Origin of the sequence: Parapusillimonas sp. JC17, from assembly GCF_052180245.1 — a bacterium.
In the GTDB taxonomy this organism is placed as follows: Bacteria; Pseudomonadota; Gammaproteobacteria; order Burkholderiales; family Burkholderiaceae_B; genus Parapusillimonas.
The window spans coordinates 318793-331680 of the sequence record NZ_CP197474.1 but is presented as its reverse complement, the minus strand read 5'-3'; the positions used below and the strand labels follow the sequence as shown (position 1 = coordinate 331680).

12 protein-coding genes and 1 pseudogene are annotated in these 12888 nt (G+C 55.7%); 9 read left to right on the top strand and 4 right to left on the bottom strand.

The window, feature by feature from the left end; translation table 11 throughout:
• Window positions 1-9 precede the first annotated feature (9 nt).
• Entirely contained in the window at window positions 10-354 is a 345-nt protein-coding gene (locus tag ACSBPU_RS01550) for a 4-amino-4-deoxy-L-arabinose-phospho-UDP flippase (RefSeq protein ID WP_442594956.1), read from the top strand.
• A gap of 203 nt (window positions 355-557) precedes the next feature.
• Here ACSBPU_RS01550 and ACSBPU_RS01545 read toward each other — a convergent pair whose 3' ends face one another.
• The gene (locus ACSBPU_RS01545) at window positions 558-878 is read right to left on the bottom strand and encodes a helix-turn-helix domain-containing protein (RefSeq protein WP_442594954.1); all 321 of its coding nucleotides are present in this window, start codon (window positions 876-878) and stop codon (window positions 558-560) included.
• On the bottom strand, window positions 875-1234 hold the full coding sequence (locus ACSBPU_RS01540) for a type II toxin-antitoxin system RelE/ParE family toxin (protein WP_442594952.1): 360 nt from the start codon (window positions 1232-1234) through the stop codon (window positions 875-877). The genes ACSBPU_RS01545 and ACSBPU_RS01540 overlap by 4 nt, the downstream gene beginning before the upstream one ends.
• 401 nt (window positions 1235-1635) lie before the next feature.
• Here ACSBPU_RS01540 and ACSBPU_RS01535 point away from each other — a divergent pair, with 401 nt between their 5' ends.
• The gene (locus tag ACSBPU_RS01535; protein ID WP_442594950.1) at window positions 1636-2823 is read left to right on the top strand and encodes a tyrosine-type recombinase/integrase; all 1188 of its coding nucleotides are present in this window, start codon (window positions 1636-1638) and stop codon (window positions 2821-2823) included.
• A 137-nt stretch (window positions 2824-2960) separates the two neighbouring features.
• Here the strand turns inward: ACSBPU_RS01535 and ACSBPU_RS01530 are convergent.
• Window positions 2961-4075, bottom strand: a protein-coding gene (locus ACSBPU_RS01530) for an IS3 family transposase (RefSeq protein WP_442594948.1) whose coding sequence is annotated in 2 segments (ribosomal slippage) — window positions 2961-3823 and window positions 3823-4075 — 1116 coding nt in all. Because the reading frame shifts where the segments join, the coding sequence is not laid out codon by codon here.
• A 441-nt stretch (window positions 4076-4516) separates the two neighbouring features.
• On the opposite strand from ACSBPU_RS01530, the gene tnpA reads away from it, so the two are divergent.
• The 7 genes and pseudogenes from tnpA to ACSBPU_RS01495 form a co-directional block, all read left to right on the top strand.
• Window positions 4517-4876, top strand: a complete 360-nt coding sequence (gene tnpA, locus ACSBPU_RS01525) for an IS66 family insertion sequence element accessory protein TnpA (RefSeq protein WP_442594946.1) — start codon at window positions 4517-4519, stop codon at window positions 4874-4876.
• Window positions 4876-5232 (top strand): IS66 family insertion sequence element accessory protein TnpB, encoded by a 357-nt coding sequence (gene tnpB / locus ACSBPU_RS01520; RefSeq protein ID WP_442594944.1) that lies wholly within the window; start codon window positions 4876-4878, stop codon window positions 5230-5232. Before tnpA ends, tnpB begins: the two co-directional genes overlap by 1 nt.
• 21 nt (window positions 5233-5253) lie before the next feature.
• On the top strand, window positions 5254-5973 hold the full coding sequence (locus ACSBPU_RS01515; RefSeq protein ID WP_442594942.1) for a transposase: 720 nt from the start codon (window positions 5254-5256) through the stop codon (window positions 5971-5973).
• Window positions 5974-6029: 56 nt separating this feature from the next.
• Entirely contained in the window at window positions 6030-7439 is a 1410-nt protein-coding gene (istA, locus tag ACSBPU_RS01510) for an IS21 family transposase (RefSeq protein ID WP_442594940.1), read from the top strand.
• 68 nt (window positions 7440-7507) lie between these two features.
• Window positions 7508-8287: an IS21-like element helper ATPase IstB gene (gene istB, locus ACSBPU_RS01505; RefSeq protein ID WP_442598503.1), complete on the top strand. Its 780-nt coding sequence runs from the start codon at window positions 7508-7510 to the stop codon at window positions 8285-8287.
• 53 nt (window positions 8288-8340) lie between these two features.
• Window positions 8341-9102, top strand: coding sequence for an IS21-like element helper ATPase IstB (gene istB / locus ACSBPU_RS01500; protein WP_442598501.1), 762 nt, complete (start codon window positions 8341-8343; stop codon window positions 9100-9102).
• Between the two features lie 62 nt (window positions 9103-9164).
• A pseudogene (locus ACSBPU_RS01495) lies at window positions 9165-9341 on the top strand (transposase domain-containing protein); the annotation flags it as partial.
• 501 nt (window positions 9342-9842) lie between these two features.
• On the opposite strand, the gene ACSBPU_RS01490 reads toward ACSBPU_RS01495, so the two are convergent.
• Window positions 9843-12539: a beta strand repeat-containing protein gene (locus ACSBPU_RS01490; protein ID WP_442594938.1), complete on the bottom strand. Its 2697-nt coding sequence runs from the start codon at window positions 12537-12539 to the stop codon at window positions 9843-9845.
• Between the last annotated feature and the right edge of the window lie 349 nt (window positions 12540-12888).

Here is a 12888-nt window from a genome sequence, read left to right as displayed (position 1 = left end):
AGGCACAGCATGTTCATTACTTATTCCATTGCATTGCTGTGCGTCCTGGGCATCGCCGCGGGCCAGATCCTGTTCAAGCTCAGCGCCGCCGCCCTGCAGGCATCCGGAAGCTTTTTCGACGTGCGCACGGCGGCGACCCTGCTTTCCGCTTTCGCGCTGTACGGAATCACCACCATAGGCTGGGTGTGGGTGCTGCAGAAGGCTGACCTTGGCAAGGTCTACCCGCTCATGGCGCTGGCTTTCGTGCTCGTACCGCTGGGCAGCCACTTCGTTTTCGGCGAGCGCTTCCAGCCCATGTACTTCCTGGGCGTTGCGCTAATCATGGCCGGCATCGTCGTCGCCCTGCGGGCTTGATGAACATTATCTGACCGGTTTCATTCATGTTTCTTCACAATAGCTGCGTACTGACGAACTCCGGACCATAGTCATTACGCACGACTGCGATCTGCCGAATGATAACGAGTCTGAAGTCGACGTTATGGTTGGAGATGTGCTCGACAAACTGAACAAGCAGTTCGCGCGTGCTCGTAATGTTGCCGCGAAGCGGGTAGCCGTAACTAAGCGAATACGACTTCCGTGTGTCCTTGAGGGTGACTGCGGCGAGCCTTACGCACGACGATTTCGACATCCCTGCCCAAGAGATTCAGACACTCAATCATCTTCGCCTCACTTATGCCACGAAACTGTCCACGAAGCAATCCGGAGAGTTTCGGTTGCGGAATACCCAGAATTTCGGCCGCTTGCTGCTGCGTCAGATGGCGATGGCGAATGATGTCGCCAATCTTGCTAGCTAGGCGAGCCTTTACATACATTGCTCCCGCATCGGGTGCTTTCAGGTCTTCATAGACATTGCCCGAGCTTTCTTCGATATCGATCATGGCTGACCTTCTAGAACGGCTTCAAGAGCCTTTAATCGCGACTTAATCAAATCCACATCGGGCTTTGGAGTAGCAATACCCTGGGCAGATTTTTTTTGGAAACAATGGATCACGTAGACTGCCAGGGCATAACGCACGGTGTAAACAGCGCGATAGGTGTCACCGTGGAAATTCTCAACCACCTCCAAAACGCCTGCCCCGCCGAAGCCTTTTAGCGGCTTGGCGTCCGGATGCTTTTGTCCGGCTTGTGCTAAGTGCAACGCATACCCAAAGGTATCTTGTACCTCCTCGGGCATCGCCATCAAATCTTTCTTTGTTGAGGCGACCCAACGTAGTGGTTTCGTCATGGCAGGCATTGCAAAATTATACCTATTTGGGTATCAACTCTCAAGTAGTCAGCCTGCTCACCAGCCCATGTACTTCCTGGGCGTGGCGCTGATCATGGCCGGCATCGTCGTGGCCCTGCGGGCTTGATGGGCATTATCTGACCGGTTTCGTTCATGTTTTCTCGCTTTTCATTCTGACCATGACGCCTCCCGTCGCAATTCCTGAACAGCGACAATAAACCGCAAAAGTGTCGCAAAAATACTATCGCGACATTAATAATGTCGCGCAAGGCTTTTCCCGACATTGCCAAGGGACGAAGATTTCGAAGTGGGACCATACGGCCAAGCTTGGGGCGTTCGCACCGCCAGAGCCCGGCAGCCGCCCCGGCATTGCCAGCCGTCTTGGCTAGTCGTGCGCGAGGAAGATGTTCATGAAGCTGCATATTACCGAAAGGGCCATCAGAGAGGTTGCCGTTCCCGCCGGCAGACAACAGGTAATGTTGTTTGACCAAGAGCAGACCGGCTTTGCCGTATGCGTCACCAAAACAGGCTTTCGAAGCTATGTCATTGTCTATCGCGACGCCTTGGGCAAGCAGCGCCAAGAGAAACTGGCCAACTTTGACACGATAACCGCGTCCGCCGCGCGGGCCGTGGCCAAAGCCAGGCTGGACGCCATCCAGGCGACGAAATCGCAATACAGCCGGCGCCGTGCCTCATGCCCGACCATGGACGCATTCTTCTTCGACACCTTTCTGCCCCTGCTCAGGAGCCAGATCCGATCACATGAAGCCCATGCCAGCATCTACCGCAACCATTTGCAGGAAACCTTCGGGACAATGCGCCTGGACGACATTACCGAGCAGGACGTACTGGCATTCAACAGCAAGCTGATCAACAAGCCCGTTGCATTCAAGAACCTGCAACACCGAAAACTGGCCGACGGCACCGTCAAGCGCATTTTGATTCTGCTGCGCCATATCCTTAACGAAGCCTTGCGACATCAAGGCATTACGTTAAAGCGGAACCCCACCCATGCGTTGAGGCTCAAAACCATCCGTAAGGTGAAAGGCAAATTCCTGACACGCGACCAGTTGCAGCGCCTGATGCGCGCGGCGGAAAAATCCTTGAACGCCGACTTGCCTGACATCATCCGCGTAATGGGCACGACCGGGCTGCGCCGCAATAACGTTCTGGCGATGCGGTGGGATTGGTTCGAGGCGTCGCGGGGTACATTGTCCATTCCAGCCGACAAGGACAAAGCCAAGAAGGGGTTCATCTTGCATATTTCGGCGGACGTTCAAGCATTGCTTGCAGCGCGGCAAGCACGGTCCGATTCGGAATGGGTCTTTCCCAACCCAAAGACCGGCGAACCTTATCAATCGTGCCGCGCAGCATGGCTGACGGCGCGCACCAGAGCGGGTCTCGCGGACCTTCGCATGCACGACATGCGGCATACTTTTGCATCAATGATGCTGGACAGCGGCGCAGACATCGTCGACGTACAGCATGCGCTGGCTCATACGCAATTGAAAACGACAGCCATCTATCTTCACCTGACTGAGTCCAGGAAACGATTCCATGCCAATGCGGCCAGCCAGGCAACGGGACTGTTTGCGTAAGAAAAGAAGGACTCTAGTGCGATATGCTGAGTCAATGAGTGGCGGCCCATACCGCTAAAGCAGGTCTGTTAACAGGTTAGTGCTGCTACAGGTAGCAGACAGGCATATGCCAAATCAGCGGGGTAATCCCCCCATATTTAGCAGTAAGCGGCAGTAGAATCGGTTAAATATTTACTGGCTAGTTTTTGTTTGGGGGTGATGCCGCCCAGTGCCATGTTGGGCCTCTCATTGTTGTAGGTCCAGAGCCAGGCGGTGGCGCCAAGCTGAACTTCGTCCAGACTGCTAAACAGGTTTTGGGCGAGCCAATCATAACGCACGGTTCGGTTGTAGCGTTCGACATAGGCGTTTTGCTGTGGGTTTCCGGGTTGCGTGTGGATCAGCGTAATGCGTCGCCTGGCGGCCCATTCGAGCATCGTTTTACCGATGTATTCCGGGCCATTGTCGCATCGTAAACAAGCCGGCTTGCCGCGCCATTCGATGATCTGATCCAAGGCGCGCGTCACGCGCTCTGCCGGCAGTGAAAAGTCCACCTCAATGCCTAAACCCTCACGGTTAAAGTCATCGACAACGTTAAGCAACCGGATACCGCGACCATCGGTCAGTTGATCATGCATAAAATCCATTGACCAGACCTGGTTGATATCGGTGGCGGTGCCCAGCGGATCGGATCGCTCGCGCACGAGGCGTTTCTTGGGTTTAATGCGCAGGTTCAGCTCCAGTTCGCGATAGATGCGGTACACCCTTTTGTGGTTCCACGTAAAGCCCTTGATGTTGCGCAAGTACAGGAAACATAAGCCAAATCCCCAGTTCCGTTGGGCTGTCGTTAATCGAATCAACCAGTCGGCGATGACCTCGTTTTCATCGGCGTGTTTGGCCTGATAATGGTAGGCGCTTTCGCTGATGCCAAACGCCTGGCAGGCCAGGCGGATGCTGGATTTAAAGCGATCAATCGCACGCCGCGCCATCTCTTTGCGTCGAGATGGCGCTACCACTTTTTTCGTAGCGCTTCCTGCACCATTTCAGCCTTCAGGCGCTCTTCGGCGTACATCTTCTTAAGCTGCCTGTTTTCAGTCTCAAGCTCCTTCAGGCGTGCCATCATCGAGGTGTCCAGGCCGCCATACTTGGCGCGCCACTTGTAAAAGGAGGCGCTGCTCATGCCGTGTTCACGGCACAGTTGCGGCACCGGTGTGCCGGCTTCGGCTTGTTTGAGGATCGCCATGATCTGGCTGTCGGTGAATCGGGCTTGCTTCATTGCTTGAATTTCCTTGTTGTGGAAATTCTACTTCAGCTCACTGCGGTTTTACGGGGGGATTACCGTTGCACCAGCGCCGATAGCCTCACAATTTTCGGATTGTGGGGCTTTTTAACAAGGCGGGGGTGGAATGATTCTTATTTCGTCATCTGCCAGTAAACCAATTTTATGATCCGTACGCCGCCAGCCGGAGACGGACACGACTCATCACAGTCTCAAAGGCTTCACGGTTCTTTTCCTCGGACGTTTCCACACCCAGACCGTCCCGGCTAAGGCAAGGTGCCGCTGTAACGCAGACACCAGCGATACGGTATTTGAAGAGGGTCAGTAGAAAGTCCATATTTGTAACCTTAAAGGTAAGCGCTCCATAAAGCACAGGATTGTCGCCGGCGCCTGAATCGTTCATTGTTCGTCTGTTCACTTTTTCAGGAGCGGGACGAAATGAGCAACAAAGGATATGAATATTGGGCCGCACACCTGGCAGCCATTGCCGATGAAGGCATCGACACCAAGGCGTATGCCCGGCGCGAATCGCTGTCGGTCTGCGCGCTGTACTATTGGCGCCGCCGTATCAAGGCACGGCAGCACGGTCCGCATCCGCTGGCTGCGGTATCTCAGGACAAAGAGTCCGGCCGTAAACTATTCATGCCGGTACAGATCAAAAATGCCGCATCCGAGATGAACCCGAACATGGCCTGTTGTGTCACACTCGGTTCGGGCCTTCGTCTGGAGCTCTCTGAGTTGCCTGCGCCGCAGTGGCTGGCCCAATTGAGCCAGGCCTTAAATTCCCAGGTGCGCTGATGCATCCGGGCAGCCGGGTGAGTCAAGTGTTTCTGTGTCGTGTTCCGGTGGATTTCCGCAAGCAAATCGATGGCCTGGCAGCGCTGGTGGAGAACGAGTTGGCCATGAACCCGTTTGCCGATGCGGTGTATGTCTTTATTAACCGCTACCGCACGAAGATGAAGATCTTGTACTGGCATCGCAACGGCTTCTGCCTGTGGCAAAAGCGCTTGGAAAAGCAGCGCTTCGCCTGGCCCCAGACCCAAGAGGTAGCCACCGTCAGCCTCACGCTGCAAGAGCTGGAGTGGCTGCTGGAAGGCTTCGATTTATGGACAAATAAACCGCATAAAACCTTGAATTATCAGTCAGTTACATAGGGTAATGCGGTATAATGCGGGATGCCTGAAAGCACTCCATTCACTCTGCCGGTTTCGTCCGAGATCGACCCCGATGCCTACGGCATCAACGTGTCGGATCCGGCCATGCAGCAGTTTCTGGCGCAACTCACGCAACAGATTTCTCATCAGGTAACAGCGCAGGTGACCGCACAGGTTACGGCTCAAGTCACCGAACAAGTCACCCGCGCCCTCAAAGAAGAGCACCGCGCGGAAATCCTCAAGCTCTACGAGCAACTTCAAGCCGAGCGACGCCGCTACTTCGGGCCCAGCGCCGATACCGCGCAGGGCCGGTTGTTTGACGAAGCGGAAGCGCTCGCCCGGGATACGACAGAGGCCGATGACACGGTCGCCATCCCCGGTGCCGGCACGGGAGCGCGCGAGGCCACGCCCCTCGCACCCAAGGCCCGAGGCAAACGTGCTCCATTGCCTATGGAATTACCCCGTATCGACATCGTGCACGACATTCCGCAAGCGGATCGCCTATGCCCCTGCGGCACACCCATGGTGCAAATCGGGGAAGAGGTCAGTGAACAGCTGGATATCGTTCCGATGCAAGTGCGGGTGCTGCGTCATATTCGCAAACGCTACGCCTGTCCTTCCAAGGACGTCGCGCCCGTGACTGCGCCCTTGCCGGCACAAGTCCTGCCACGCACCAACGCCAGCAGTTCGTTGCTGGCCATGCTGCTCACGACCAAGTACGTGTCAGTGGCATTGCAATAATCCCCACCTGTGGCATTTAAAAACTCCTCACCCATCTTTTCTCTCAGGAGCGACAGATGGAAAACGAAGTTATGCAGGTGCAGCGGGATGACGAAAAGTCAGGCCCTTTGAGGGCCGGTCCTGGTAGCGTGAGTAGTAGTACCGTGTTCGGAACAAATGGGGACACGGAGACGACAGTGCTTGGACAGGATGCATGGACGGAGATCCACAGACGACATGACCAAGGGCAGACGGTCTCGGCGATTGCTCGAGCGCTTGGGCTGGACCGCAAGACGGTGCGCAACTGCTTGAAGCGAGAAGCGTGGGCGCCATACCGACGTGTGGCGAAGCGTCCGGTGCTGTTGGACGCTCATTGGGAGTGGTTGCGAGAACGGGCGCCGCAAGTGGGGTATTCCGCCCGAATCCTGCACCAGGAGCTGCGTAGCCAGCGCGGTTTCACGGGCTGCTACGAAGTGGTCAAGGTGGCGATTCGACCCATGCGTGCGCAATCGACAGCAGTGTCCTTGACGCAGTGGCGCTTTGAGACGGCCCCAGGTGAACAGGCTCAGGTCGATTGGGGCCAGGTTACCGTCTGGCTGGGTGACAGACGAGAGAGGGTGCACGTGTTCGTGATGACCCTAGGCTACAGCCGCCGCGGGTATGCCGAGGGTTTCCTTGATGAGCGGATGTCCAGCCTGCTGACGGCGCACGAGAACGCCTTCGCACACTTCGGTGGCTGCTGCCAGACATTGCTGTATGACCGCATGCGCACGGTGACGACCGGATCGTTCGAGGACGATGCGGGCTTGCGCCGGGCACGGCTGAACGAACGGTTCCAGGCTTTCGCCGATCATTGGGGCTTTGCCATTCGGCTGTGCCAGCCCTACCGGGCACAGACCAAGGGTAAGGTCGAGTCAGGGGTGAAGTATGTCAAACGCAACTTCGTGCCAGGTCGTCGCTTCCAGAGTCTGGAAGACTTCAATGCGCAACTGGCGAGTTGGCAAGCGGAAATTGCCGACGTCCGCGTCCATGGCACAACTCACCAGCGCCCAGTGGAGCGCTTCGCCCAAGAGGCTGCGGCGCTGATCCCGCTCGCAGGGCAGCGCGGCTTCGTGCAAGCGACCGTGCGTGAACGAGTGGTTGCAGAAGATTGGCTCGTGTCGATCGATGCAAATCGCTATTCGGTGCCGTTCCGGCTCATCGGCCAGACCGTCCAGGTCATACGCGAAGGGGGACAGTGGGTGATTCGGCATCGTGGCCAAGTCGTCGCCGAACATCCCGTGTTGGCAGGGCGTGCGCAGTTGAGCGTCCAACCCGAGCACGGGCCTGGCGCCCTGGCCCGCTATGGGCGCCAGCGCTTCGCCGATGCAGGCGCCCGAAAGCCATCTCCTGAGCCGACGCTGCATGACGTGCAGGTGCGTGACTTGGCCGTGTACGATCAGTTGCTTCGCGCAGACCTAGCTGCTGATCGGCGGGAGACCGCATGATGTCAACCTCCCCACACTCACCCACAGCGGGTGCCGCACGGGGCTCGGCCATGACGACGCCAGCCCAACTGGAGCGCCTTGGCGAGAATCTGAAAAAGCTGCGCCTGTTCAAGAGCTGCGAGCGGCTCGAGGCGTTGCTGCAACATGCCGCAGCCCACGAACTGCCCTATGCCGAGTTCCTCGATCAGGTGCTTGATGAAGAGGTCGCAGCCAAGACGAGCAAGAACATCACCATGCGTACGGCCATGGCTCGCTTCCCCTTCGTCAAGCCGTTGGAGAGCTTTGACTTTGGTTACCAGCCCTCCATCGATCGCAAGCAGGTCAACACGCTGGCCAGTTGTCACTTCATCGAGCATGGCGATAACGTCATCGTGCTGGGGCCGCCGGGGGTAGGAAAGACGCACCTGGCAGTCTCGCTGGGGCTTAAGGCCATCGAATCCGGCTACCGAGTCCTGTTCACCTCCGCAGCCAACCTGATCGCCACACTGACTCGCGCCCATACTGAGGGACGTCTTGACGAAAAGCTCAAGGTCTACACGACCCCGCGATTGCTCATCATCGACGAGATCGGCTATCTGCCCATCGACCGGCTTGGTGCCAACCTGTTCTTCCAGCTCATCAGCCGCCGATACGAGCGTGGCCCGATGATACTGACCAGCAATCAAAGCTTCAGCGCTTGGGGAGACGTCTTTGGTGACCGGATCATCGCCACCGCCATCCTCGACCGGCTACTGCATCACGCTGTGACACTGAACATACGTGGCAACTCCTACCGTCTCAAGGAAAAACTCAAGGCCGGGCTCGTTCGAGCCCACGAAGACGATTCCCAACCGGGTGGGGAAATTTAAACTGCCACGGCGGGGAAAATTGAAATACCGTTAACACTTTTGCTCCGGAGCGCATTCATAGTCTATGCGAACAACTGAAGTTGGCGGCCATCGCAACGGACTGGCCAAGCCTGGCGCAATCAGCGGCAGAAACAGAGCAACCCTATGCCGACTTTTTGGAAGCAGTTCTGCGTGCAGAATGCCAAGCGCGTCGCGCTCGTAGCCAGCAAACGATGACACGGATGGCCGGTTTCCCCGCCATCAAAACCTTGGATTCGTTCGACTTTGCTGTTGCCACAGGCGCGCCCAAGGATGTCATTATGCAGCTGGCCTCGTTGGCGTTCATTGAACGGCGCGAGAACATCATGCTGCTCGGTCCCAGCGGCGTAGGTAAAACGCATCTGGCCATTGCCTTGGGATACTTGGCGACTCAAGCAGGATTGAAGGTGAAGTTCATCAGTGCGGCCGATCTGCTGCTGCAGCTGGAAACAGCGCAGCGCCAAGGACGTTACAAGCCCTTCCTGCGGCGATCCATCCAGGGACCGAGCCTGCTCATTGTCGATGAGATCGGCTACTTGCCCATGACCGGAGATCAGGCCAACCTGTTCTTCCAGGTGATCGCCAAACGCTATGAAGCCGGCTCGGTCATCATCACCTCGAACTTGCCCTTTGGCCAATGGGGCGACGTGTTTGGCGGCAATGACGCGTTGGTGTCTGCGATGCTGGATCGGCTTTTACATCACGCACACATCGTGCAGATCAGAGGCGAGAGTTACCGCTTGCGGGAGAAGCGCCGCTCGGGACTGCTGCGGGCCCATAAACCCGAGCAAAAGTAGGGGGTCATTTTTCGATTGCCGATTTCGGCAATAAAGGGGTCAAGATTCAATTGCCGTTGACAATCTATTCGCTGGTGCAAACGGCCCGTGCCAACGACGTGGAACCCTACACATGGTTGTGCCGTGTGTTGCGTGAACTACCGCGTGCTCAGAACGCTGATGATTACGAAGCGCTGCTGCCGTGGAATCTGAAGCCCTTACAAATGACCACGGAAGAGCTCAAGACGCTGAACAGCTGAGTTGTGGGCGGATACTAAATAGCAAAAAATAACGGCGTGGTATCTATGACGCTGTCAATCCTGTGCTTTATGGAGCGCTTACCCGGTAACTGATTTCGGATGATGACATAGGTTCCAACGTATTTTTGATTGGAACCTATTTTCGCTATCTGGCGCTCATGCCTTCAAGACGGTGCAGACCGGGCTGTTACGTCGGACTTATGGGTAATTGCAAGACTGGGCGCTTACCGCTTACCTATGAAGCGCTTAGTCTGAAAAGCATTCGTTGTGAAAATTAAAGCCCCGCAGTCCAAAGACTGCGGGGCTCCCGAGACTGTCGTAGCGACACAGTTCAATTTGCGCTGAAACCCAGAACGTTGAATCACGTTTCATTCGACGGCGCTGCAGAACAATTTGGCTACGTCAATCCACTTTTTAAGGAGTGTTCATTCTCTCGAATCAGATCGGCACCACCGGGTACCGATCTGTGGATTAGCTTTCTTATAGTAATCCAGGAACGCCTTAGACGCCGTCGATGCCCAAGCCAGCGATAGCTGTTCCCGCGGCGAATGGTGTACCTGTGATCTCTACGATCCAGTCCGTAGCCACGTAGGTATTACCAGCGCCCAGAGCTTCCACGTACGCATATGTGTTGCCGCCGAACAAGAACACCGTCAGTCCGACGTCCGTTACGTTAGCTGTCGCCGCAGCGTTTACCGCAGCCGCAAGCGAGGCTTGCGCTGTGTAATCAAGCACCGTAGTGTTAGCAGCGCTCGCTACAGTGGTTAGGTCGGTAATAGTGATCGTGTCAGCCGCACCTGCGTTAGCGCCGCTTGCTGCACGGTAATCAGTTATGACGTCCAAGGTGCCGAGTACGGAATCCGCTTTCACGAACGAAAATGAATCCACTCCTGCGCCACCGGTAAGAACGTCAGCACCAGCGCCACCGGTGATCGTGTCCGCACCAGCACCGCCGTCGATAACGTCAGCACCTGCTCCGCCATTAAGAACGTCAGCTCCTGCGCCACCGTTGATAACGTCAGCACCTGCACCGCCGGTGATGTTATCAACACCAGATCCGCCGGTTACTATTGCTGCGGCGGTTGCTCCCGTAATGTTAACTGTATTAGCCTCACCAGTTGCGGCATTACCCAGGGAGATATTGAAGGCGCCGGTACCGGTATAAGCCGAAAAGTCCAAATTAACAGAGCCGGTTGATGCCGTTGCATCAACAGTACCAAAGAAGGTACCGGTACCGGCCGTCGTTACATTGGCATCACCTTCGCCGGAAATAGTGAGCGATGCGTTTACATCTTTCGCACCGGCCGTGACCGATTTACCAAAACTAGTAGTAACAACGTGATCGGTACCGTCAGTTGCACCAGCAGAAATAGTTACCGTCTTGAGCGAGTCGTCTGCGCCAATTAAACCAGTGCCCACATTACCTTTAGTGGCGGCGATTTCTACCGTCGCCAATGCATCAGCGGCGACGAATGTGCCAGCAATAATTGCAGCACCAGTAGCGTTAAGCGTCAGCGCTTCGGCCTTGGCACCGATAATATTTCCAGCGGTCAATGCAGCCTTATTGGCATCAAGCGTAAGCGCCTTGGAATCTCCGAGCGCGATTGCGCCAGTGTTGTTAACTGTCGTTGCTTTATCTGCTACCGAGGAAACCGTTATCGCACCGGTCGTTCCCGACAGGGTCAGGCCACCAATACCTACCGCGTCCGAAGAAGTACCAGCAGTCGTAACCTTGCCGACCGTCACAGAAATATCTGTATCAGCACCAGTTGCGTATCCCAATGTAGCACCATTACCAACTGCAGTCGTGTCGAACTTGATAGTATCAACAGATGCATTCAAGTTGCTGAACGTTGCGGCACCTGTGTTGGCAATATCAAGTGTCTTAACGTCGGTTACCTTGGATGCGTTGAACAGCGCAGGGCCAGTAAAAGTCAAATCCAGAGTTTCGATTCCGGAGATTTCAGCGACTGTTGTCGTGGAGATGGAGCCCACAAGCGTGTCCGCGCCCTTACCGCCCTTTATCACGTCTCCCGCACCACTAAGTTGGGTACCAACGCGAAACGTGTTCGTACCAGTGGTGGCCGAAGCATCAAGGGTCAACTCGGCAGCGGCAGAGCCAAGGGTTATGTCATTGGTACCATCGCCCGACACAGTAACCGTCTTCGCGCCGGTGCCTGCTGTCAAATTAACGTAGTTAACACCTGCGGTAGACAACGCTACAGCTTCGATCGCGTTGCCGTTCGCAACATCCAGAACCTGTGTTGTTGTCACTGTTCCAGTCTTGTCGCCTGCGTTGCTGATAGACAGCTTAGCGGTGTCCGCCTTTCCTGCCAATGTGCCCGCAGCATAAGTCACCGTTAGGCCAGCACCCTGACTTGCTACGGTATTGTTGAGTGCGTACGTGGTAGCTAGCGACGCGTCGTTAACAGTCAATGTATTATTCGAGCCTTCACTTGCGAAGACTTCCACGCCTTGCATTAGCTGTTGGCTAAGCGCCGTAGCCGCTGTTGCCCGGACCTCTACATTTTCGATTGCCTTGGTTTGCACTAATGGATTGCCAGCAACACCCTGTGAGAGAATCTTCAGAGTGTCGTTACCGCCAGCGCCATTCAGCAAATCACCGGTATTCAGAGTTTGGCCCGTGCCAGCCGTGATTGCATTGAATACGTCATCGCCAGCAGTTCCTGTCAAATCGTCTACTTGAGTAGTGAGCGTGAAGCTGCCGCCGGGATTCACATCCGAGTCGAAGGGAGCGCCCGGACGATCTTCTGTGTAGCCGTACTGGTAGAAATGGCTAGTCAGTGCATCTTTTTGAGCAGCAGTCAGGTTAGCCGTGTCGGTGATGTCAAACGCGGTGCGCAGGTCTTCGTTGGCATCAGCGTAAGCTTGCAGCTTTGCATCGGTAACGGTCAGACCATTGGCAGGCGAACGCTGCTCGAATTGACCATGCGTGACGAAGTGCTGGAATGCGGTCTGGGCAGTAACGCCGCCAGCCAGCAGATCGGGGTAATTGGTCAGGTAGAACTGAATGTCGAACCAGGGTGCAGGTTTGCGGGCGGTATTCGCGCCCGACAGTGCCTCGACTGCGCCGTGTTGCAGGTAGTGTTGCTCTGCGGTTTCCACTGTGTATCCAGCGGCCAGCACATCCAGGTTAGTTGCCAAGTAGTAGGCAGCGTTAAAGTACGGATTAGCCATAATGATAGTCGTCCTATTTTGTTGCGGGTCACACCCATCGATGGATGTTATCTGTCGTAGGCGAATCGACGCAACGTCGTAAAACCTAGCATCCAGTAACATCGGCGAAGTCTAAACAGAATGCCAACGGCTGTCAATTAAGGGGAACTGCTGTGTGCTGCGGCTTTACACGCCCCTTTGGCGCCGAGGTTGGGCAAAGATTAACCCCAAAAACACAGTTAAAGTAATTTCTCAACACAAATGTTGTGCATCTACAACTATACGTCCATGTCAAGCATTTGTATTGGGCTATCGAAGGTAACACACCGACATTCGGCCAATACATCGTAGTAGAGGCCCAATTCGTAGG

Coding starts and splice junctions, on each gene's coding strand:
- ACSBPU_RS01550 (WP_442594956.1), top strand. CDS start 10: ATGTTCATTACTTATTCCATTGCATTGCTGTGCGTCCTGGGCATCGCC.
- tnpA (WP_442594946.1), top strand. CDS start 4,517: ATGAGCAACAAAGGATATGAATATTGGGCCGCACACCTGGCAGCCATT.
- ACSBPU_RS01545 (WP_442594954.1), bottom strand. CDS start 878: ATGATCGATATCGAAGAAAGCTCGGGCAATGTCTATGAAGACCTGAAA.
- ACSBPU_RS01515 (WP_442594942.1), top strand. CDS start 5,254: ATGCCTGAAAGCACTCCATTCACTCTGCCGGTTTCGTCCGAGATCGAC.
- ACSBPU_RS01540 (WP_442594952.1), bottom strand. CDS start 1,234: ATGCCTGCCATGACGAAACCACTACGTTGGGTCGCCTCAACAAAGAAA.
- istA (WP_442594940.1), top strand. CDS start 6,030: ATGGAAAACGAAGTTATGCAGGTGCAGCGGGATGACGAAAAGTCAGGC.
- ACSBPU_RS01490 (WP_442594938.1), bottom strand. CDS start 12,539: ATGGCTAATCCGTACTTTAACGCTGCCTACTACTTGGCAACTAACCTG.
- ACSBPU_RS01535 (WP_442594950.1), top strand. CDS start 1,636: ATGAAGCTGCATATTACCGAAAGGGCCATCAGAGAGGTTGCCGTTCCC.
- tnpB (WP_442594944.1), top strand. CDS start 4,876: ATGCATCCGGGCAGCCGGGTGAGTCAAGTGTTTCTGTGTCGTGTTCCG.